Below are 20,588 nucleotides of genomic sequence, written 5' to 3'. Positions count from 1 at the left end.
CCCGTCAATGACGGGTGGAGTATTCGGGGACGGTGTGCATCGGGGGGCGTTCCAGGGCCGTCACGGGGTGGGTGTGGGCGGTGAAGATGGGGGTTCCGCCGGCCGGGGTGCGGGTGAACTGGGTGAGGTGGGGGTGGACGAGGTCGGCGGAGGCCTTGAGGCGGTGGGTGCGGTCGAGGCGTTCGAGGGCGGTGCGGTAGATGGTGGCGGCCATCCGGCCGAGGGCTTGGCCGTCCTGGTGGCGGTGGTGCCGGACGCCGACGTCGACCTGGGCCAGGGCGTCCAGGCCGACCTGTTCGAGGGCGTCGACGAGCAGGCCGAGTTCGACGCCGTAGCCGGTGGGGAAGGGCAGCCGTTCGAGCAGTGAGCGGCGGGCCGCGTACTCGCCGCCGAGGGGCTGGACGAAGCCGGCGAGTTCCGGCCAGTGGAGGTTGAGCAGGGGGCGGGCGACGAGTTCGGTGACCCGGCCGCCGCCGGCCGGGACGATCGCGCCGCTCTCCGTCTCCAGGGGGCGGTCGTACATGGCCTTGACCAGGTGGATGTCGGGTTCGGTGAGCAGCGGGCCGACGATGCCGGAGACGAAGGCCGGGTCGAACTCGCGCAGGTCGGCGTCGACGAAGCAGACGATGTCGCCGTGGGTGACCAGCAGGGAGCGCCAGAGCACCTCGCCCTTGCCGGGGACGGCGGGCAGCCGGGGGAGGATCCGGTCGCGGTGTTCCACCCGGGCGCCGGCCTCGGCGGCGACGGCGGCGGTGGCGTCGGTGGAGCCGGAGTCGACCACGACGAGTTCGTCGACGAGCGGGATCCGGTCCATGAGCTCGCGCCGGACGGTGCGGACGATGTCGCCGACGGTGGCCTCCTCGTCGAGGGCGGGGAGGACCACGCTGACCGTCTGGTGGGTGCGCCGCTTGGCGGCGAGGAGGGCGTCGACCGGCCGTTCGGCCGCGCTCCACGAGCGGCGGCGGAGCCAGGACGCCGCCTGCGGGAGAAGTGCGGGGGTCGGTTCGGCGGGCACGGTGACTCTCCTCGGCGGGATCGGTGGAACGGGCCATCTCGCTTGGCGGACGGTCCCTTTCGGGGTGGACGCCTTCGGATACAGTCTTCGTACAGCGGTCGGACCTTTGCACGCCGGGGTCGCCGCTGAACCATAACTTCACATGCTCATCCAGAGGGACTGAGGGAACGGCCCGTTGACGTCCCGGCAACCTTCTCGCGCGGCTGTCGTCGACAGGCCCCGGCGGGACAGGTGCCAATTCCGGCCTGTGGCGCGACCGCGCCGCGGGGAAGATGAGGAGAGAGGCCTCGCCATCATGGCTATCGACACCGCCGCACCCTCCCCCAGCCTTCGGCCGGGGGTACCCCCAACGGTCGACCTCGGCCCCGCCGCCGCCCTGTCCTGTCGGGAGTGCGGAACCCGCTTCCCGCTCGGCCCCAGCTTCGCCTGCCTGGAGTGCTTCGGGCCGCTGGAGATCGCCTACGAGTTCGGCAGCGAGCGCGCCGAGGAGCTGCGCAAGCGGATCGAGTCCGGTCCGGCGTCCATCTGGCGGTACGCGCCGCTGCTGCCGGTGCCGACCGACGTCGCGTCCAAGCCGAACCTCAACCCCGGGTGGACCCCGCTGGTGAAGGCGGACAACCTGGGCCGTGAGCTCGGGTTCACCGCGCAGCTGCACGTCAAGGACGACTCGGGCAACCCGACGCACTCGTTCAAGGACCGGGTGGTGGCCTGCGCGATCGAGGCGGCCCGGGCGTTCGGGTACACCACGTTGTCCTGCTCCTCGACCGGCAACCTGGCCGGTGCGGTGGGTGCGGCGGCGGCCCGGGCCGGGTTCCGCTCCTGCGTGTTCATCCCGCACGACCTGGAGCAGGGCAAGGTCGTGATGGCCGGGGTGTACGGCGGCGAGCTGGTCGGCATCGAGGGCAACTACGACGACGTGAACCGGTTCTGCTCGGAGCTGATCGGGGACCCGGCCGGCGAGGGCTGGGGCTTCGTCAACGTCAACCTGCGGCCGTACTACGGCGAGGGCTCCAAGACGCTGGCGTACGAGATCTGCGAGCAGCTCGGCTGGCGGCTGCCGGAGCAGATCGTCATTCCGATCGCCTCGGGCTCGCAGCTGACGAAGATCGACAAGGGGCTGCAGGAGCTGATCAAGCTGGGTCTGGTGGAGGACCGGCCGTACCGGATCTTCGGCGCCCAGGCGGAGGGCTGCTCGCCGGTGTCGGCGGCGTTCAAGGCCGGCCGTGACGTGATCAAGCCGGTCAAGCCGGACACCATCGCCAAGTCGCTGGCGATCGGCAACCCGGCGGACGGCCCGTACGTGCTGGACATCGCCCGCCGGACGGGCGGCGCGGTGGAGGACGTGACGGACGCGGAGGTCGTGGCGGCGATCCGGCTGCTGGCCCGGACCGAGGGGATCTTCGCGGAGACCGCGGGCGGGGTGACCGTCGGCGTGCTGAAGAAGCTGGTCGAGACCGGTCAGCTGGACCCGTCCAAGGAGACCGTCGCGATCAACACCGGGGACGGCCTCAAGACGCTGGACGCCGTCTCCGAGGCGGGCATGACCGCCGTCATCCGCCCGACGCTGGACTCCTTCCACGCCGCCGGCCTCGCGTCCGCCTGAACCACCCACCCCCGCTAGGAGAGCCATGAGCGCCAACGTCCGCATCCCCACCATCCTGCGCACCTACACCGGCGGCGCGGCCGAGGTGACCGCCGAGGGGGCCACCCTGGCCGAGGTGATCGCCGACCTGGAGCAGAACCACGCCGGCATCGCGGCCCGCATCCTGGACGACACCGGCAAGCTGCGCCGCTTCGTCAACGTGTACGTGAACGACGACGACGTGCGGTTCGCCGAGGGCCTGGAGACCGAGATCAAGGACGGCGCCGGCGTTTCGATCATTCCGGCGGTGGCCGGCGGCTGCTGAACCGTCCGGTCCGCTTCCCGGCCGCCCGCACGTACGGAGACTGGAATTCCGTACGTGCGGGCGGCCGCTTGCATTTCGGCGGGAATATTTCCCGGTCAAGTCGGAGTAGAGTGTGGCTCTGCTGGGAACAGGGTTCCCCTTCCGGCGCACGGGGTGCTTCACCGGAGGTCGTCCGGCTGCTGGGACCGGTTGCGGGCCGGGGCCGTGAAACATGTCAGGCAGATGTCAGAATTCCTGCGGGCATTTGGGTAATTCGTCCGCTATGCCCCGCGCGGAATGCCGAGTTTCTTCCGGTTTGTTCGCTCTTGTCTCTTGACGGGCCTATGGAATTCCCGGCGGTTGACCCTGTTGCAGAGGGCGTCGGTCCGGATACATTCAGCGGCGGTCGACGTAATCAACCGCTCACGGAAGCCGTCCGGCGCCCCCGTTGCGGCGGATTGCGGCGTGCACGGCTGCGCTCAGGGGGGGTTCCCCGGGCCGGCCTTCAAAACCAGACCCGGGCCCGCGACCTGCGGGACCGTGAAGGGCCAGCACAGCACTAGGGGAGTTCGGAATGGCTCAGGGCACCGTCAAGTGGTTCAACGCGGAGAAGGGCTACGGCTTCATCGCGGTCGACGGTGGTGCGGACGTCTTCGTCCACTACAGCGCGATCCAGATGGACGGCTACCGCACCCTCGAGGAGGGCCAGCGGGTCGAGTTCGAGATCTCCCAGGGACAGAAGGGCCCGCAGGCGGACATGGTCCGCGCGGCGGTCTGACCCCTTCCGAACCCAGGAGCTCGGCGCGGCCCACGGCTGGTGACCACTCGCTTCTCGACGGGCCCGTACGACACGCGTCGTACGGGCCCGTCGGCGTTCCCGGGGCGGGCCGGGCGGGGGCGGACGGCGGCTCGCGGGTTGGCTATTGGGCTTGCACTCGACCACCCGGAGTGCTAATCATTGGCGTTAGCACTCACAGTGTGAGAGTGACAGCGGACCGGGTCGGTGAGGCCCCCGGGAGCGGCAGGGGAATGGACCTCCGCACACCAGGGCCGTCCGTCGCGGGCACCCCTTGGTCCGAGCAGTCGACCGTGTCCCGGAGGACCACTTCTGATGGCCAAGATCATCGCCTTTGATGAGGAAGCTCGCCGCGGCCTTGAGCGTGGCATGAACCAGCTCGCCGACGCAGTGAAGGTCACGCTCGGCCCCAAGGGCCGCAACGTCGTGCTGGAGAAGAAGTGGGGCGCCCCCACGATCACCAACGACGGTGTCTCCATCGCCAAGGAGATCGAGCTCGAGGACCCGTACGAGAAGATCGGTGCGGAGCTCGTCAAGGAGGTCGCCAAGAAGACGGACGACGTCGCGGGTGACGGCACCACCACCGCCACCGTGCTCGCCCAGGCCCTGGTTCGCGAGGGTCTGCGCAACGTCGCCGCCGGCGCCAACCCGATGGCCCTGAAGCGCGGCATCGAGAAGGCCGTCGCCGCCGTCTCGGACCAGCTGCTGGCCCAGGCCAAGGACGTGGAGACCAAGGAGCAGATCGCCTCCACCGCCTCCATCTCCGCCGCTGACACCCAGATCGGCGAGCTCATCGCCGAGGCCATGGACAAGGTCGGCAAGGAAGGCGTCATCACCGTCGAGGAGAGCAACACCTTCGGTCTGGAGCTCGAGCTCACCGAGGGCATGCGCTTCGACAAGGGCTACATCTCCGCCTACTTCGCCACCGACCTGGAGCGCATGGAGGCGACGTTCGAGGACCCGTACATCCTCATCGCCAACTCCAAGATCGGCTCGGTCAAGGACCTGCTCCCGCTGCTGGAGAAGGTCATGCAGAGCGGCAAGCCGCTCGTCATCATCGCCGAGGACGTCGAGGGCGAGGCCCTGTCGACCCTGGTCGTGAACAAGATCCGCGGCACCTTCAAGTCCGTCGCCGTCAAGGCCCCGGGCTTCGGCGACCGCCGCAAGGCCATGCTCGGCGACATCGCCATCCTCACCGGTGGCACCGTGATCTCCGAGGAGGTCGGCCTCAAGCTGGAGAACGCCGGCATCGACCTGCTGGGCACCGCCCGCAAGGTGGTCATCACCAAGGACGAGACCACCATCGTCGACGGTGGCGGCGACAGCGACCAGGTCGCCGGTCGCGTGAACCAGATCCGTGCCGAGATCGAGAACAGCGACTCGGACTACGACCGCGAGAAGCTCCAGGAGCGCCTCGCCAAGCTGGCCGGCGGCGTGGCCGTCATCAAGGCCGGCGCGGCCACCGAGGTGGAGCTCAAGGAGCGCAAGCACCGCATCGAGGACGCCGTCCGCAACGCCAAGGCCGCCGTCGAGGAGGGCATCGTCGCCGGTGGTGGCGTCGCGCTGCTGCAGGCCGGTGTCGCCTTCGACAAGCTGGAGCTGGAGGGCGACGAGGCCACCGGTGCCAACATCGTCCGCGTGGCGCTGGAGGCCCCGATCAAGCAGATCGCGACCAACGCCGGCCTCGAGGGCGGCGTCGTGGTGGAGAAGGTGCGCAACCTGCAGGCCGGTTGGGGCCTGAACGCCGCCACCAACACCTACGTCGACCTGATCGCCGAGGGCATCATCGACCCGGCCAAGGTCACCCGCTCCGCGCTGCAGAACGCCGCCTCCATCGCGGCGCTGTTCCTCACCACCGAGGCCGTCATCGCCGACAAGCCGGAGAAGGCCGCCGCGGCCGCCGGCGGCGGCATGCCGGGCGGTGACATGGACTTCTGATCCTGATCGGACTCCGATCGGATCGGCTGATCCTCGTCCGCGTGGGCGGTTCCCTTCGGGGGGCCGCCCACGCGGCGTTTCGGCGTCGGGCCGTTTTGAACCCGTGGGCGGGCCGCGGAGAATGGACGGATGGCTTCCGACGACATCGAGACCGCCCTGCACAACGCCCGGGCCCTGATCCTGGCCGACCTCACCGCGCGGGACGTGGCGGACGCCGCCGTCGTCTCGCTGGTGGAGCAGGCCGTCACCCACCGCCGGTGGTGGCTGGAGCAGTGGCCGGACGGCACCGACTACGTGCTCGGGCTGGTCGCCCAGGACGTCCAGGACGCGCTGCTGGAGGCGTACGGGCGGTGGCCGCTGTGCGGTGCCTGCGCGGCCGACGGGGACCCGCACGCGCTCGGCGTGGAGCCCGAGTTGGGGCCGGAGCCGCACTGGGTGTGCGGCAAGCAGGGGGCCGTGGTGGCGTCGGTGGGGGAGCTGGGCTAGTCCTCCAGTGTTTGGAGTTCGGTGGTGAGGTTGGTGCGGGCGGCCGCGGCGAGGCGGCCGTGGGCGGCGGGGGTGCGGTAGAGGGCCGGGAGTGCCAGGAGGTGGCGCAGGACGGCGGCCCGGCCGGTGCGGAAGTCCGGCTCGGGGACGAAGGCGTACTCCTCCCGGACGGCGGCCGCGTACGCCGCGTAGGCCTCGGGGGCGCCGCCGAGGACGGCGAGGTCGGCGTCGCAGAGCACCCCGCCGTCGCGGTCGCCGGGGGCCGGGTCGTGGGCGACGGTGAGCAGGACCAGGCGTTCCACCTCGGCGACCCGACCGGCGGGCAGGCCGATGGCGGTCAGCGCGCGGACGGCGAGGGCGGCGCTGCGCTCCTCGTTCTCGGTGCGGTCGGGGCGGTACACGGCGTCGTGGAACCAGGCGGCGAGCCGGACGGTGTCGGGGTCGGCGGCGTGCCCGGCGAGCTCGTCGACGTGGCGCAGGACCGCGCGCAGGTGCTCGGTGGTGTGGTAGCGGCGGTCCGGCGCCGACCAGCGGCGCAGCAGCTCCCGGCCGTACGGTTCGGGGTCGTCGGTGGCGCCACAGCGGTGCAGCAGGGCGGTCCAGGCGGTGAGCAGGTCCTCGGTCGGCATGGGGCACATTGTGGCGGGTCGTCCCGGTGGACGGGATGTGCCGTTCAACGATATATGTAGGTGTATGACAGAACGCTCCATGCAGGAGCCGACGCTGCTTCTGCTCACCGCGCTGGCGGACGCCCCGAGGCACGGCTACGCGCTCATCCAGGAGATCGCCGCGATCTCGGACGGCCGGGTCAAGATGCGCACCGGCACGCTCTACGGCGCGCTCGACCGGCTGCTGACCCAGGGCCTGATCGAGGTGGCCGCCGAGGAGGTCGTGGACGGCCGGGCCCGGCGCAGCTACGCGCTGACCGACGACGGCCGGGCCGCCCTGGCCGCCGAGGCCGGGCGCCTGCGGGCGGTCGCCACCGAGGCCGAGCGCCGGCTGACGAAGATCCGGTCGATGCTGCCGGGGAAGACCGGGTCCCAGGGGCGGCCCGCCGCGGGGGGAGGACTCTCATGACCATGCCGGTGATCGGTCCGACGTCCTCGGGGCTGCTGCGGGCAGCGCTGCAGCTCTACCCGGCGCGGTACCGCCGCGAGCGCGGCGAGGAACTGGCCGAGGTGTTCGCCGACACGACGGCCGCGGGCAGCCGCGCCGCGGTCGCCCGGGAGGTGCTCGGCCTGGCGGCGTACGGGCTGCGGGTGCGGCTCGGGCTGACCGGCGGGTCGGCGGTCGGACGGCTGCTCGCGCTGGTGGCGCCGATGATCGCCGGTGCGGTGGTCGGGGCCACCATGGTGCCCTGGGTGGCCACCCTGGAGCGGACCACCAGGTGGCTCGCCTGGGACGACTCGTTCGGGAACCACGTCCGGGCCTTCGCCCCGCCGGCGGCCGCGCTGCTGCTCGGGGTGGCGGCCCTGCTGGGGCGGTGGACGGCCGTCCGGGTCACCGCGCTGCTCCTGGGCGCCGTCGGGCTGTACGACCTGGGCCTGGCCGTCTGGCGGCCGGAGTCCTTCGACGTCTGGTGGGTCGGCTACATCGGGATGGCCACGCTGCCGTTCGTGGCGGCCGCGCTGCTGCTGGTCGCCGCGCCGACCGACCTGCTGCCCCGGCCGAACCTGCGGACCGCCGGGCTGGTGCTGGTCTCGGCGGTCGTCGGCGGGCTGCTCCAGGCGGTCCAGAACTGGGACGACACGACCTTCTCGCTGGACCTCCAGTGGTTCGTGGTGCTGCTGATCGCCCCGATGCTGCTGACCCTCGCCGGCTTGCGCGGGCGGATGGGGCCGGCGGCGGTCGGGCTGGCGATGCTGGTGCTGACCGGGCCCGGCAGCGTCTTCAACATCTGGCGGGAGTCCCGCGGGATCTCGCACCTGCTGCCGGTGGCGGTGCCGGTGCTGGCCGTGCTGGTCCTGGTGGCGCTGGCGGAGCGGCGGTTCGGTCGGCAGGAGTCCTTCGGGATGGTGCCGGGACGGCTGTGACCGGCTCCACCCCAGGCCTGCCGCATCGCCGCCCCCCGGCGTGACCGGAACGGGGGTGCGGGTCTCGCCGGGGGCGGGCGGATGTGGCAGGCTGTCTGATATGTCTAGACCAATTTTCGAAGTCATCGCGCTGACGCCCCAGGACGCCCAGGCTGCCGAGTCCGGCGGCGCCGACCGGCTCGAACTGGTCACCGACATGGCCGCCGACGGACTCACCCCCTCCGTCGAGGACTTCGCCCGGATCAGGGCCGCCGTCGGCATCCCGCTGCGCGTCATGCTCCGGATCCGGGACGGCTTCGCCCCCGGCGACCTGGACGAGCTGTGCGCCCGCGCCGTCGCGCTGCGGGCCGAGGGTGCCGAGGAGTTCGTGCTCGGCTTCCTCGACGCCGGGGGCGCCGTCGACCTGGCCGCCACCACGGCCGTCGCCGAGGCGATCGCCGGCTGCCGCTGGACCTTCCACCGGGCGATCGACCACAGCACCGACCGGGCCGCCCTGCGCGCCGCCGTCGGCGCGCTGCCCGGGCTGGACACCTTCCTCACCTCAGGTTCGCCCGCCGGGGTGGACGCCGGCCGCGAGGTGCTGGCCGCCGAACTGGCCCGCAGCGGCGAGCCCGGCTACACCCAGCGGATCCTGATCGGCGGCGGCCTGCGGGCCGAGCACCTCAAGGAGCTGCGGGCCGAGGGCTTCGACGCCTTCCACGTCGGCGGCGCGGTGCGGGCCGACGGCTGGCGGACGCCGGTCGACGCGGCCAGGGTCGCCGAGTGGCGGGCGCTGATCGACGCGTGAGTGAGACGCATGAGTGACCAGGAAGGGGCCGGTGACGCCACCGGCCCCTTCCGCGTCAGCTTCCGCGTCAGCCGAGCTGCTCGGGCAGCGGCTCGCGGTGCAGCACGGTGAGGCCGGAGACGGCGCGGGTGAGCGCCACGTACAGGCGGCGCAGGCCGGTCCGCTCGTCCGGCTCGCCGGCGACCACCGCGGCCGGCTCGTCCAGCACCACGTAGTCGTACTCCAGACCCTTGGCCAGCGAGGCCGGGACGAGGGTCAGCCGGGACTCGGTGCTGGTCTCGGTGCCGGGGGAGAGGTGCGCCAGCCCGGCTGCGGTGAGCAGCTCGGCGAGCCGGGGGATCCGGGCGTCGGCGGCGATCAGGCCGGTCGAGCCCTCGTGCTCCAGCGCCTCCCGGCAGGCCGCCAGGACGGCCTCCTCCCAGTCGTCGACCGGGCGGATCTCCAGCGCGCCGGGGGTGTCGCGGACGGAGGTCGCCGGAGCCAGGCCGGGGGCGATCGAGGGCAGCAGCCGGGAGGCGTAGGCGATGACCTCCTCGGGCACCCGGAAGCCCTTGGTCAGTTCCTCCACGTGCGCCTCCGGCTTGCCCAGGTGGAGCAGGGCGTCCGGCCAACTCGCCGTCGCCCAGGGGGTGGTGCCCTGGGCGAGGTCGCCGAGGACGGTCGCCGAGCCGGTGGTGCAGCGGCGGCCCACCGCGCGGTACTGCATCGGGGAGAGGTCCTGGGCCTCGTCCAGCACCACGTGCCCGAGCGAGGGGGTGCGCTGCACCAGGTCCGTCGCCTCGTCCACCAGGACGGCGTCGGCATGGGTCCAGCGGGCGGTCTTCACCGAGCGGCCGGGCTTGGGCCACAGCACCTCCCGCTGCTCCTCGGCGGTCAGCACGCCCTCGGCGCACTCGGCCAGGAACTCCGGGTCGGAGAGCAGCCGCAGCACCAGCTTGGCCGGGTCGACGGCCGGCCAGCACTCCTTGACCACGGCCTTGACCGCGGTGTTGCGGGCCACCGCGTCCTGCACCCGGTCGTCCGGGGCCTCGCCGCCCTGCTCCATCTTGAGCAGCACGGCGTGCGCGATGCGCTGCGGCAGGGCGTCCCGGGCGGCGTCGTAGCGGACCTCGCGGCCCTTCAACTCCTCGATGATCTCGACCAGTTCGTAGGCCGGGACGCGCCAGCGGCGGGAGCCGCGGACCACCACGCAGGGCTCGGTGGGCAGCGTGATGCCCGCCCGCACCGCCCGGCGCAGCACCTCGGCCATCCGGGCGTCGCCCTTGAGCCGGGCCGCCTCCGGGTCGTCCTCGCCCCGCACCTCGACGTGGGCGACCAGCTGCTGGACGGTGGCCTGGGCGACCTCCAGCTCGCCGAGGGCCGGGAGGACCTGCTCGATGTAGGACAGGAAGGCGTTGTTCGGCCCGATCACCAGCGTGCCGGTGCGGGCCAGCCGCTCGCGGTGGGCGTACAGCAGGTAGGCGACGCGGTGCAGGCCGACCGCGGTCTTCCCGGTGCCGGGCGCCCCCTGGACGCAGATGGTGCCGGTGAGGTCGGAGCGGACGATCTCGTCCTGCTCGGGCTGGATGGTGGCGACGATGTCGCGCATCGGGCCGACGCGGGGCTTCTCGATCTCGGCGGCGAGCAGGGCGGAGGAGGTCTCCTGCTCCGCCGGGTCGGTGAGGTGCTCGTCCTCGTAGGCGGTGAGCTCGCCGCCGGTGTAGCCGAAGCGGCGGCGGCGCTCGACGTCCATCGGCTCGACCCGGCTGGCCCGGTAGAACGGCTGGGAGACCGGCGCGCGCCAGTCGATCACCATCGGGTCGCCGTCGGCGTCGTGGACGTGGCGGCGGCCGATGTAGAAGTTCTCCCCGCCGCCGCCCTCGCTGAGCTCCTCGCTGACCGCGTGGAGGTAGTCGAGGCGGCCGAAGAACAGCGGGGTGTCGGAGAGGTCGGCCAGGGCGGCGATCCTGGCCTCGATCTGGTTCTGGAGGATGACGGCGGACACCCAGGTGCCGGTCACGTCGCGCAGGTCGAGGGACTGGACGTCCTCGCGCATCGCCCGCAGCGCGGACCGGGACGAGGCCAGGTGGTCGCGTTCGCGCTGGAGCGGGTCGGTGGTGGGGGTGGCGGGCACAGCGAACCTTCCCGGCTGCCCCGGTGGCGGGCGCAGCGGATCGATGGAGCTCACGGTGGGGTACAGCCGACCGGTTGCCGTGCGGTCGGCACCTCCCCCGGCTGCCGGCGGAACACGCCAGGTACCACGGTTCGGGAGGGGGCAGACGGACGATCTTAGACCTGTCGGTCTCGGGGTTCCAGCCCCGCAGGTCTCAGGGGGTGCCGGGGGTGCCGTACACCCGGAGGACGACGTCCGTCCTGGTGGATACGGCCTTCGGAGTGATGCCGTGGGCCGGCCGGGTGCCTACCGTTGAAGACATGAGCACCGAGAACCGCACCCCCCGTACGGGCCCGGCCGGCGCGACCGCCGTCCAGGGCCGCCACCGCAACCCGCTGAGCACCGCCGTCCGCAACGTCGGGATCGCGTTGGACACCGCCGCACGCGTGATCTTCCTCGGGCGCGACGGTGTCCGTTACTAGTCGTTCCTGCGGCTGAGCGTGCCCGTGGCTACAGCACGTCGTCCGCGTCGATGATCCGGTACGCGTAGCCCTGCTCGGCCAGGAAGCGCTGCCGGTGGGCGGCGAAGTCCTGGTCCACCGTGTCCCGGGCGACCACCGAGTAGAAGTGCGCCGAGTGCCCGTCCGCCTTCGGGCGCAGGACGCGGCCGAGGCGCTGGGCCTCCTCCTGGCGGGAGCCGAAGGTCCCGGAGACCTGGATGGCCACCGTGGCCTCGGGCAGGTCGATGGAGAAGTTCGCGACCTTGGAGACGACCAGGACGCCGATCTCCTTGGTGCGGAAGGCCTCGAAGAGCTTCTCGCGCTGGGCGTTGCTGGTCTCGCCCTTGATCACGGGCGCGTCCAGGACCTCCCCGAGCTCGTCCAGCTGGTCGATGTACTGGCCGATGATCAGCGTCTGGTCCTTCTCGTGCTTCTTGACCAGGGCCTCCACCACCCGCCGCTTGGTCGCGGTGGTCGCGCAGTAGCGGTAGCGCTCCTCCGGCTCGGCGGTCGCGTAGGTGAGCCGCTCCGAGTCGGTCAGGGTGACCCGCACCTCGCAGCAGTCGGCGGGCGCGATGTAGCCCTGGGCCTCGATCTCCTTCCACGGGGCGTCGAAGCGCTTCGGGCCGATCAGGCTGAACACGTCGCCCTCGCGGCCGTCCTCGCGCACCAGGGTGGCGGTCAGGCCGAGCCGGCGGCGGGCCTGGAGGTCGGCGGTGAACTTGAACACCGGCGCGGGCAGCAGGTGCACCTCGTCGTACACCACCAGGCCCCAGTTGCGGGCGTCGAACAGCTCCAGGTGCGCGTACACGCCCTTCCGCTTGGTCGTCATCACCTGGTAGGTGGCGATGGTGACCGGGCGGATCTCCTTCCTGGTGCCGCTGTACTCGCCGATCTCGTCCTCGGTCAGCGAGGTGCGCTTGACCAGCTCGTGCTTCCACTGGCGGGCCGAGACGGTGTTGGTGACCAGGATCAGCGTGGTCGACTTGGCGTGCGCCATGGCGGCGGCGCCGACCAGCGTCTTGCCGGCGCCGCACGGCAGCACCACCACGCCGGAGCCGCCGTGCCAGAAGCCCTCGACGGCCTGCGCCTGGTACGGGCGCAGCTGCCAGCCGTCCTCGTCCAGGTCGATCGGGTGCGCCTCGCCGTCCACGTACCCGGCGAAGTCCTCGGCGGGCCAGCCGAGTTTGAGCAGCACCTGCTTGATCTGCCCGCGCTCGGAGGGGTGCACCACCACGGTGTCGGGGTCGATCCGGGCGCCGACCAGCGGGACGATCTTCTTGGAACGCAGCACCTCCTCCAGCACCGGGCGGTCGGTGGTGGTCAGCACCAGGCCGTGGGTGGGGTGCTTGGACAGCTGGAGCCGGCCGTAGCGGCCCATGGTGTCCGCCACGTCGACCAGCAGGGCGTGCGGCACCGGGTAGCGGGAGTACTTCACCAGGGCGTCGACGACCTGCTCGGCGTCGTGCCCGGCCGCCCGGGCGTTCCACAGCCCGAGCGGGGTCACCCGGTACGTGTGCACGTGCTCGGGCGCCCGCTCCAACTCGGCGAACGGGGCGATGGCGCGACGGCAGTCGGCGGCCCCGGGGTGGTCGATCTCCAGGAGGAGAGTCTTGTCGCTCTGGACGATGAGTGGTCCGTCGTTCACGCGGGGGAGCCCTCCACTGGCTGACAGGCTGGATTGACCGGCTGGGATCGCCAGACCGGACGGAAGCAGACCCTCCAGTGTCGCTCATTCCGCGCGGAATGTGTCGGGCTACTTCCACTCGTAGAACCTGCCGGTGGACTTGCCGGCGGCGTCGGTCTCGTACTCGAAGAGGCCCACGACGCCGTTGAGGCGTTCCAGGTCGGGGGAGACGGTGGAGAAGAAGAGCGCGCCGCGGAAGCTGGTGCCGCCGTCGGCGGTGAAGTGGCCGACGCCGCTGCCGTGCCAGGTGACGCCCTGGCCGTCGGCGGTCATGTCGACGCCCTGGCCCTCGCCGTAGAGGGAGCCGTCGGAGCGCACTTCGGACTCGTAGGTGCCGAGGGTGTTGACGGTGATGCCGTAGTAGCTGCCGGTGCCGCGGAAGGACACTTCGACGATCGGGTGTCCGTCGGCGCCGCCGATGACGCGTCGGCCGCTGTCCTCGCCCTGGAATTCGCCGATCAGTTCGCCGAGCATGGTGGCCTCCTTGTCGGGAACCCCCCTGTTCCCGGAGTACGCCGGGTGCGTCCGCCCGTCAACTGCTCCGAGTGACCACGGTGCGTACTCGCTCGTTGAGCCGGTCATGAAGAGCTCCAAGCGTGTTCTCACCGCCCTCGCCCTGATGGGCACCGCCTTCGCCGCCACCGCCTCCTCGGCCGGTTCCGCCCATGCCCTCGCGGGCATCGGGGAGGGGCCCGGCGGTCTGCTGGCCGCTCCCGGATTCCTGATCGCCGACCAGGTCGGCGGCGGCTCGCTGCCGGTCGGGCAGGGGCAGATCGGCAGCCTGGCGGACCAGGCCGTCAAGCAGAAGATGAAGGAGTCGCAGGGGCACTGACGCGCCGTCAGTCCGGGGAGCCGGTTACTCGTCCAGCTCCGCGACGCCGGTGATCCGGTGGAGGGCGAAGGTGCGCAGTTCGTCGGCGTGGTGGTCGAAGGCGGTGACGAAGCCGCCTTCGACCTTCACCGGGTCGATGATCCGCTGGCTGGCGATGCCCTCGGCGTTGAGGTAGCCGATCCACATCCGCTCGCCGAGCAGGACGGCGGTCTGGAGCGCGGCGAGGGTCTCGGCGGCGGCGGTGCGGGGCAGTTGGCGCGGGTCGGGGGTCGGCTCGCGGCGGGAGGCGGTGGCGGCGCGGTCGCCGGCCCGGATGGCCTTGATGGCGGCGGCGAGCAGGGTGTCGTCGGGGGCGGGCGGGCCGTCGGGGACGGGCGTGGGGGCGCTGCGGGGCGGGGTGCGGTGGCTGTCCGGCCGGGTGATCAGGACGTCGCCCTCGGCGGATTCGGCGGCCGGGGCGTAGCCCATGGTGCGCAGGGCGGCGAGCAGGACGTCCGGGGCGGCCTGGGAGGCGAGGACGGTGGGGGCGAGCAGGCGCAGCCGCAGGTCGGCGGCGCGGCGGTCGGCGAGCACCTCGCCCAGCAGCGCCGGGTCGTCGCAGCGCAGGTAGGAGGAGGCGGCGCCGACCCGCAGGATGCCGTGCCGGCGGGCGACGTCGTCGATCAGGTAGGCGAGCGGCTGGGGGACGGGCGTGCGGCTGTGCTGGGCCAGGAAGGTCTGCAGGTCGGCGGCGGTGCGGCCGGCGTCCAGGGCGCGGCGCACGGACGTCGGGGTGAAGCGGTAGACGGTGGCGCCGCCCTTGGACTCGATGTCGGCGCACAGGGCGAGCGCCTGGGCGAGCGGGGTGAGCAGCGGGCCGGGGGCGATCGCGGTGAGGTCCGGCTGGAGGATCACGTGGTCCAGCGGCTGCGGCAGCAGCGGGGCGAGCACCTCGGCCGGGTCGGACTCGGCGGTGAGCAGGGCCCGGGCGGGGGCGGCGAGGGCGCCGCGGCCGGTGATGCCGAGCAGTTCGGCCTCGGCGAGGGTCCAGGTGGTGAGGTCGTCGCGCAGCTCGTGGCCGTCCGGGCCGCTCGGGCCGCCGCGCAGCGGGCGCTGCCAGCGCAGGGTGGGCAGCAGTTCCGCGGCGGTGGCGGGGGTGCCGGGCGGGAGTTCGGCGAGCAGTGCGAGGGCGGCGCGGCGCACGGACGGGGCGAGGGTGCGGTCGAGTTCGGGGCCGAGGGCGGCGCGCGGCTTGCCCTTGCCGTCCTGGGTGCCGGTGAGGGCGGGGACGCGGGTGGCGGCGAGCCAGGCGGCGGCCAGGACGGACCAGCGCTCGGCGGTGTCCAGCTGCAGCCAGCCGTCGTACCCGGGGGTCGGCGCCCAGCATTCGTCGGCTTCGCCGTCGGGGGCCAACAGGCCTGCTGTGTAGGCGAGTTCGAGCCAGAAGGCGGCCTGCTGCTCGGTGGTCTCCAGGGTCTGGGCGGCGCGCTTGAGGTCCCGTACGCCGAGGCCGCCGGCCCGCAGGGTGGGCGGCGGGGTGAGGCCCCAGGTGTCGAGGAGTTCCTCGACGGTCTTGACGGCGGTGTGCGCCTGGCCGGCCGCGGCGCTGTCCACGGCCTGTGGATCGCGCGGGGGCGCGGCGGGCGCGGGCTCGGGCTGGAGCGGTTCGACGGTGCGGTGGGTGCGGCCGCCGCGCAGGTGCAGGGCCAGCTCGCGGGGCAGCACCACACTGCCCGGGCTGGTGGGCAGCAGCAGGCCGCGGGCCAGCAGCCATTCGACCGGGCTCTGGGCGTCCTCGGCGGTGACCGGGCGGGTGGCGTCCGGGACGGTGCCGGTGGGCGGGCCCCAGACCAGCCGCTCCAGCAGCCGCAGCGCGGCCTCGGGGGCGGTGTCGAGCAGGGCGGCGCAGCGGGTGCGGTCGGTGAGCAGGGCGGTCAGGGCGGCGACCGCGGTGACCGGGTCCGGGGTGGCGGGCTGCCCGGCCGAGGCGAGCAGCTGCTGCAGCCGGGCCGGGGACATGCCGGTGGTGGCGTCGGCGAGGGTCGGGCCGAGGCCGGTGCGGCCCGGGTTGGCGGCGGTCGGGGCGAGCGCCTCGCGGACGGCGAGCACCAGCCGCAGGCCGTTGTCGGGGCCCCAGAGCAGGGCCCGGTCGCGCAGCACGGCGACGGCGCGGGGGAGGGCGGCGGTGACAGCGGCGCGGTCGGCCGGGGTGAGCGGGGTGGCGCCGGGGTGCGGCTTGACCTTGGCCGGGCCGGTCAGCAGGGTGCGGACGGTGGTCAGGCCGGTGCCGTCCGGGGTGGTCGCCAGGGCCTCGGCGACCTGGAGGGTGAACCGGTCGAGCCGCTCCAGGGCGCGCAGCGCGGAGGCGCGGGAGGACAGTCGGGCGGAGAGCTGGGTGAGGTCGCCGGGGACGGGGTTCAGCAGGTCGGGGCGGGACCGGAGCAGGGCGGCGAGCGCGTCGTCGGGGCGGGCGCGCAGCTCCTCGGCGAGGGTGCGGGGGCCGGCGGGCGTCCTGCTCTGGCGTTGAGGGCCCTGCTGTGTGGTCATTCGACCTAGGTTAGTCGGGCGCGCGGACGGTGGGGGCGCGCGTGGGGCGGGCCGGGGCAGGTCGGGGCGGCGGGTGGCCGAGGGTGCGGCGGGACTCGCGCGGGCGGGGCGCGGTGGGTAGCGTCACGGCCGAGGGCGGTCGGGTGGTCGCCGTACCCTCAGCATCAGCAGGCGGCGCGGGCGAGGCGGGGTGTCGGTGATGACGGACGGCGAGTGGTGGCGCAAGAGCGGGCCGTGGAGCGAGCGGGCGGGGGCGCCGGGTTCGGCCGTCCCGTCGACGCCGGCCATGCCGTCGACGCCGCCCGCCCCGGCTGCTCCGGCCGCCGCGCCCGAGGGGTCGCCGGCTGAGGACAGCGTGTACGGCTCCTCGGTCGCCTCCGGGTACACCGGGACGGGCGGCATCCCGAACGTGTCGCTGGACCTGCCGGGCGTCGCCTCGCCCGGGAGCGGCTCGGAGGCCATCCCGCCGCCGACGGTGCAGAGTTCGAGCCCGTGGACGATGACGATGCTCGACTTCTCGGACACGCCGCAGCCCGCGCCCAAGCCGATCCCCGAGCAGCGGGCGGAGGAGGCGGCCCAGCAGCCGCCGGTGGGGCCGGTCGGCGGGAAGGCGTCGCGCCCGTCGAGGCGGGAGCGGAAGGCGAGGACCAAGGCCGGCGCCAAGGCCAAGGCCGGCGCCGGGCCGGCCGCCGCCGCTGCGGGCAAGGGCGCCCGCAAGCCGTCCCCGCTGATCCTGCTGTCCTGCGGGCTGCTGGTCGGCGGTGCGGTGTCCGGGTTCTTCCCGGCCATGCTGGCGGGTTGGGGGCTCGGCTACCTGTCCCGTCAACTCTCCGATCTGACGCGCAAGTTCGTGATCCTGGGGATTCCGCTGGCGACGATGAGCGCGACCGCGCTGTTCGCGATGCGAAGTGCCAAGCAGACGACGGGCGGTGGCGGCGCCGGGGTGCAGACCGGTTCCCCGCTGGGCCAGTTCAGCTGGTCGATGGCCCCGGGGGTGCTGCGCACCGCGGCGGTGCTGACGGCGGTGGTGCTGCTGCTGTTGAGCATGCGCCGCCGTCCGCCGCAGCAGGGCTGAGCGCGGGGGCCGCCACCGCGCCCCGGGGACGGCCCTGCGTGCAGGTTCAGGAGAGCGCCGTGAAGCCCGTGCAGAGCAGGCGCACGCTCCGGGTGTACTTCTCGTCCTGGCTCAGCCGCGGGATCAGGTCGCCCATGATCAGCGGGAAGTTCTCGCGGAGTTCGGCGTAGAGCTCGGCGGTGACGGCGGGCGGGGCTGCGGGCTGGTTCTGCTCCTGGAGCACGAAGCCGGTGATGTGGCTGAGCAGGGTGTCGGCGGCGATGCCGCAGTGCTCGGCGGGCAGGCCCGCGTCGAGGAGGGTGCGCAGTAGGCGTTCCATCAGGGAGAGGCCGCCGGTGCTGAGCACGCCGGGGCTCTCGGCGAGGAGTTGGGCGCCGCCGGGGTGCTGCTTGATCTCGTGGCGCAGGGTGGCGGCCTGGGCCTCGACGCGGTCCTGCCAGGTGGCGTCGGGCGGGAGGGCGGCCAGGGCGGCGGTGCCCGCGTCGTAGGCGCGGCGGCTGATCCGGTCGGCCATCAGGGCGAGCAGTTCGTCCTTGCCGCGTACGTGGTAGTAGAGGCTGCCGGCGTGGGCGTTGAGGCGGTCGGCGACCTGGCGCATGGACAGGTTCTGGTAGCCGACCTCGGCGAAGACGGCCATGCCCGCGTCGACGATGCGCTCCTTGGTGAGCTTCATGGGGTCCACCGTACAACTTTTTCCAACGCTGTTCGAAAACTGTGCTAGCTTTGCCCCATCAGGTTTCGAACGGTGTTGGAAAACGCCGGAGGCAGGGGGAGGGGCCAGTCATGGAGGCGATCGTCTTCAATGTGACCACGGCTGCGCTGATGGTCATGATGGTCAACTGCGGGCTCGGCGTGGTCGGCCGCGACACCCTGCGCGGCCGGCCGCTCCCGTGGGCGGCGATCGCCCTGACCGCCGTCGCCGTCGGCGGGGTGCTGCTCCAGCTGGTGTGGTCCGGCGCCATGGACGCGCTGGACGCGGACCCGGCCAAGTCCGGCTGGTGGCGCGAGCTCACCTCGGTGTTCATGCAGAACGGCGGCCTCTTCGGCGGCCTGTGGAACCTCATCACCCTCGCCGCCGTCGCCGCGCTCGCCCAGTGGTACTGGGGCGGCCCGCTGACCCTCGGCTTTTTCCTGGCCGGCATCCTGCTGCCCGGCCGGATCGACACCCTGCTCGGCATCGGCGGCGGCCCCAGCACCGACCCGCGCAACTTCGCCGGCAGCTCCGGAGCCACCTACTTCCTCGGCGCCACCCTCGCCCTCGCCTTCCTCACCCGCACCCGGCTCCCCAAGGAGATCGCCCTGGCCGCCGGCGTCCCGGCGCTCGGCCTGGCGATGTGGTTCGCCCAGGAGAACGGTCACGGGCTGGTGTCCGCCTACGGCTTCGTGCTCGGCGGGGCGGTCTGGGCGGTCCGGCGGCAGGTGGTGCGCCGCCAGGGGGTGCGGGGACAGGCCGCGTGACGGTGTGAAGGTAATGTGTCGGGCCCCGGGTCCGTCGTCCAACTCCCTTGCGGGGTGCGGCGACGGGCCCGGTCCCGTTCCGCGACCCGGAGGTGCCCCGGTGGCCCGTCTGTACGTCCGCTCCGACCTCGACCCGAGCGACCGGGACGCGCACGTCGCCGTCCTCGTCGTCGACCCCGACGGCACCCCCGGTGAACGGGCGCTGGACCGGCTCGGCTCGTACTGCTACGAGGGCGACGGCGCGTTCTTCCTGCTGCCGACCGACGGCTGGGCCGAACGCACCCTGGACGGCGGCCGGTTGACGGTGTCGATCGCGGTCTACCCGTACGCGCTGGAGCAGGTCAGGGTCGATCCGGCCGACTTCCCGGTCCGGTCGGCCGTCGACCCGGACGCCGCCGTCGTGCTCACCGCCGAGGCGGCCGTCCCGGCGCCGCCGGTCCGGTTCTCCGAGGCCACCGCCGTGTTCACCGGGGCACCCGGCACCCCGCTGGACGCCCTGCTGGCCGCCGGGGAGGACTGGCCGATGGTCCTCGCGGACGGGCCGGCCGAGGACTAGGGCCTTTCTAGGCCCTGGCCGCTCAACTGACCTGGGGCGCCGCCATGGTGCGGATCCCGTCGAGGACGGCCGCCGGGTCGTCGGTGGTCAGCGAGTGCCCGGCGCCGGGGACGATCCGGACCAGCGCGGCCGGGGCCAGCCGGTGCAGCCGCTCGGCGACGGCCGGGGCGTCGTGCAGGGCGCTGCGCTCGCCGAGCAGGAAGAGCGCGGGGGCGTCGAGGCGGGCCAGTTCCGCGTCGTCGAGGGTGGTGGCCAGGGGCAGGCGGCGGCGGAAGCCCGTCGAGGCGCGCATCAGGGTCATCAGCTCGGTCTCCAGGACGGCGCTGTTGCCGACCGCCCGGGCCAGTCGGGGGCGGAGCGCGCGGGGGGCCAGGGCGGCGAGGCCGCCGAGGATGAGCCAGGTGTAGAAGCGCCGGCCGACGTCGGCGAGGCCGGCCGGGTCGACCAGGGTGAGGGTGGTGGTCCGGCCGGGGTGGCGGAGCCGGTGGTGGAGGGCGATCCAGCCGCCGTAGGAGCAGCCGACCACGTGGGCGGCGGGGACGTCGAGGGCGGCGAGCAGCTCCTCCAGCCAGTCGGCGGCGTCGTGGCCGTCCCTGATCGGTGTGGTCTGCACGCTGGCGCCCGGTTCGCCGACGGTGTCCACGGCGATGACGGGGTGGTGCTCGGCGAGGCGCTCGACGTACGCGTGCCACATCAGGGCGTTGCCGCCGGAGCCGGGGAGTAGCACGATCGGCTGCCCGTGGGCGGGGCCGGTGCGCTGGACGCGGGTGGTGCCGAAGCGGGTGGGGACGGTCGTCGCGGTGCGCTGCCCGGGCCAGAGGCGGGTCAGGGCGTGCTCGTACGCGGTGCGGAAGCGGGCCTCGGCCTTGGCGTTCGTGAACTCGCTGATTCGCATGGTACATGTGTATCACATGCATGATA

Annotated in this window: 21 protein-coding genes and 1 riboswitch; of the genes, 13 read left to right on the top strand and 8 right to left on the bottom strand. The window is 73.1% G+C overall.

The annotated features are described in order from the left end of the window. Positions 1–4 precede the first annotated feature (4 nt). Positions 5–1,015, bottom strand: a complete 1,011-nt coding sequence (locus ACFVXG_RS08805) for a glucosyl-3-phosphoglycerate synthase (protein ID WP_387925637.1) — start codon at positions 1,013–1,015, stop codon at positions 5–7. Positions 1,016–1,158: 143 nt separating this feature from the next. Continuing rightward, positions 1,159–1,294, top strand: a riboswitch (SAM riboswitch). Between the two features lie 16 nt (positions 1,295–1,310). Here ACFVXG_RS08805 and thrC point away from each other — a divergent pair. The 5 genes from thrC (at position 1,311) to ACFVXG_RS08780 (ending at position 6,121) form a co-directional block, all read left to right on the top strand. Further along, on the top strand, positions 1,311–2,618 hold the full coding sequence (gene thrC / locus ACFVXG_RS08800; protein WP_387925635.1) for a threonine synthase: 1,308 nt from the start codon (positions 1,311–1,313) through the stop codon (positions 2,616–2,618). Positions 2,619–2,643: 25 nt separating this feature from the next. Beyond that, positions 2,644–2,922, top strand: a complete 279-nt coding sequence (locus tag ACFVXG_RS08795; RefSeq protein ID WP_387925633.1) for a ubiquitin-like small modifier protein 1 — start codon at positions 2,644–2,646, stop codon at positions 2,920–2,922. Between the two features lie 553 nt (positions 2,923–3,475). Further along, positions 3,476–3,679 carry a cold-shock protein gene (locus tag ACFVXG_RS08790; protein ID WP_030289665.1) on the top strand — a complete coding sequence of 68 codons (204 nt, stop codon included), beginning with the start codon at positions 3,476–3,478 and terminating at the stop codon, positions 3,677–3,679. A 333-nt stretch (positions 3,680–4,012) separates the two neighbouring features. Continuing rightward, complete coding sequence (groL, locus tag ACFVXG_RS08785) at positions 4,013–5,635, top strand: chaperonin GroEL (RefSeq protein ID WP_387925632.1); 1,623 nt, start codon at positions 4,013–4,015, stop codon at positions 5,633–5,635. A 129-nt stretch (positions 5,636–5,764) separates the two neighbouring features. Next, positions 5,765–6,121 carry a hypothetical protein gene (locus ACFVXG_RS08780; RefSeq protein ID WP_387925630.1) on the top strand — a complete coding sequence of 119 codons (357 nt, stop codon included), beginning with the start codon at positions 5,765–5,767 and terminating at the stop codon, positions 6,119–6,121. Here the strand turns inward: ACFVXG_RS08780 and ACFVXG_RS08775 are convergent. Then, on the bottom strand, positions 6,118–6,750 hold the full coding sequence (locus ACFVXG_RS08775) for a hypothetical protein (protein WP_387925629.1): 633 nt from the start codon (positions 6,748–6,750) through the stop codon (positions 6,118–6,120). The two genes, ACFVXG_RS08780 and ACFVXG_RS08775, sit on opposite strands and share 4 nt — an antisense overlap. 64 nt (positions 6,751–6,814) lie before the next feature. Here ACFVXG_RS08775 and ACFVXG_RS08770 point away from each other — a divergent pair, with 64 nt between their 5' ends. The 3 genes from ACFVXG_RS08770 (at position 6,815) to ACFVXG_RS08760 (ending at position 8,941) form a co-directional block, all read left to right on the top strand. After that, a complete protein-coding gene (locus ACFVXG_RS08770; protein WP_387925627.1) occupies positions 6,815–7,198 on the top strand; it encodes a PadR family transcriptional regulator in 384 nt (127 codons plus the stop codon). Beyond that, a complete protein-coding gene (locus tag ACFVXG_RS08765; RefSeq protein WP_387925626.1) occupies positions 7,195–8,154 on the top strand; it encodes a hypothetical protein in 960 nt (319 codons plus the stop codon). The genes ACFVXG_RS08770 and ACFVXG_RS08765 overlap by 4 nt, the downstream gene beginning before the upstream one ends. A 100-nt stretch (positions 8,155–8,254) precedes the next feature. Then, complete coding sequence (locus tag ACFVXG_RS08760; RefSeq protein ID WP_387925625.1) at positions 8,255–8,941, top strand: copper homeostasis protein CutC; 687 nt, start codon at positions 8,255–8,257, stop codon at positions 8,939–8,941. Positions 8,942–9,008: 67 nt separating this feature from the next. Here the strand turns inward: ACFVXG_RS08760 and ACFVXG_RS08755 are convergent, their stop codons facing one another. After that, positions 9,009–11,054 (bottom strand): HelD family protein, encoded by a 2,046-nt coding sequence (locus ACFVXG_RS08755; RefSeq protein WP_387925624.1) that lies wholly within the window; start codon positions 11,052–11,054, stop codon positions 9,009–9,011. A gap of 299 nt (positions 11,055–11,353) precedes the next feature. Between ACFVXG_RS08755 and ACFVXG_RS08750 the strand changes: the two genes are divergently transcribed. Continuing rightward, entirely contained in the window at positions 11,354–11,515 is a 162-nt protein-coding gene (locus ACFVXG_RS08750) for a hypothetical protein (RefSeq protein ID WP_387925623.1), read from the top strand. Positions 11,516–11,543: 28 nt separating this feature from the next. On the opposite strand, the gene ACFVXG_RS08745 is transcribed toward ACFVXG_RS08750, so the two are convergent. Both ACFVXG_RS08745 and ACFVXG_RS08740 read right to left on the bottom strand, forming a co-directional pair. Beyond that, entirely contained in the window at positions 11,544–13,181 is a 1,638-nt protein-coding gene (locus ACFVXG_RS08745; protein ID WP_387925621.1) for a DNA repair helicase XPB, read from the bottom strand. Positions 13,182–13,289: 108 nt separating this feature from the next. Beyond that, on the bottom strand, positions 13,290–13,694 hold the full coding sequence (locus ACFVXG_RS08740) for a hypothetical protein (protein ID WP_387925619.1): 405 nt from the start codon (positions 13,692–13,694) through the stop codon (positions 13,290–13,292). 106 nt (positions 13,695–13,800) lie between these two features. Between ACFVXG_RS08740 and ACFVXG_RS08735 the strand changes: the two genes are divergently transcribed. After that, positions 13,801–14,052 (top strand): hypothetical protein, encoded by a 252-nt coding sequence (locus ACFVXG_RS08735; protein ID WP_387925618.1) that lies wholly within the window; start codon positions 13,801–13,803, stop codon positions 14,050–14,052. 24 nt (positions 14,053–14,076) lie between these two features. Here ACFVXG_RS08735 and ACFVXG_RS08730 read toward each other — a convergent pair whose 3' ends face one another. Beyond that, positions 14,077–16,578, bottom strand: a complete 2,502-nt coding sequence (locus tag ACFVXG_RS08730) for a helicase-associated domain-containing protein (protein WP_387925616.1) — start codon at positions 16,576–16,578, stop codon at positions 14,077–14,079. A 199-nt stretch (positions 16,579–16,777) separates the two neighbouring features. Between ACFVXG_RS08730 and ACFVXG_RS08725 the strand changes: the two genes are divergently transcribed. Continuing rightward, on the top strand, positions 16,778–17,653 hold the full coding sequence (locus tag ACFVXG_RS08725) for a hypothetical protein (RefSeq protein WP_387925614.1): 876 nt from the start codon (positions 16,778–16,780) through the stop codon (positions 17,651–17,653). A gap of 46 nt (positions 17,654–17,699) precedes the next feature. Here ACFVXG_RS08725 and ACFVXG_RS08720 read toward each other — a convergent pair whose 3' ends face one another. After that, the gene (locus ACFVXG_RS08720; protein WP_387925613.1) at positions 17,700–18,326 is read right to left on the bottom strand and encodes a TetR/AcrR family transcriptional regulator; all 627 of its coding nucleotides are present in this window, start codon (positions 18,324–18,326) and stop codon (positions 17,700–17,702) included. A 110-nt stretch (positions 18,327–18,436) separates the two neighbouring features. On the opposite strand from ACFVXG_RS08720, the gene ACFVXG_RS08715 reads away from it, so the two are divergent. Then, the gene (locus ACFVXG_RS08715) at positions 18,437–19,111 is read left to right on the top strand and encodes a hypothetical protein (protein ID WP_387925612.1); all 675 of its coding nucleotides are present in this window, start codon (positions 18,437–18,439) and stop codon (positions 19,109–19,111) included. A gap of 100 nt (positions 19,112–19,211) precedes the next feature. After that, on the top strand, positions 19,212–19,667 hold the full coding sequence (locus tag ACFVXG_RS08710; RefSeq protein ID WP_387925610.1) for a hypothetical protein: 456 nt from the start codon (positions 19,212–19,214) through the stop codon (positions 19,665–19,667). Between the two features lie 22 nt (positions 19,668–19,689). Here the strand turns inward: ACFVXG_RS08710 and ACFVXG_RS08705 are convergent, their stop codons facing one another. Then, a complete protein-coding gene (locus ACFVXG_RS08705; protein ID WP_387925608.1) occupies positions 19,690–20,562 on the bottom strand; it encodes an alpha/beta fold hydrolase in 873 nt (290 codons plus the stop codon). Positions 20,563–20,588: the final 26 nt, after the last annotated feature.

This window comes from Kitasatospora sp. NPDC058162, assembly GCF_042884005.1.
Classification (GTDB): Bacteria; Actinomycetota; Actinomycetes; order Streptomycetales; family Streptomycetaceae; genus Kitasatospora.
Note: the sequence above shows the minus strand (reverse complement) of the source record. Positions and strands in the feature narration are given on the sequence as shown.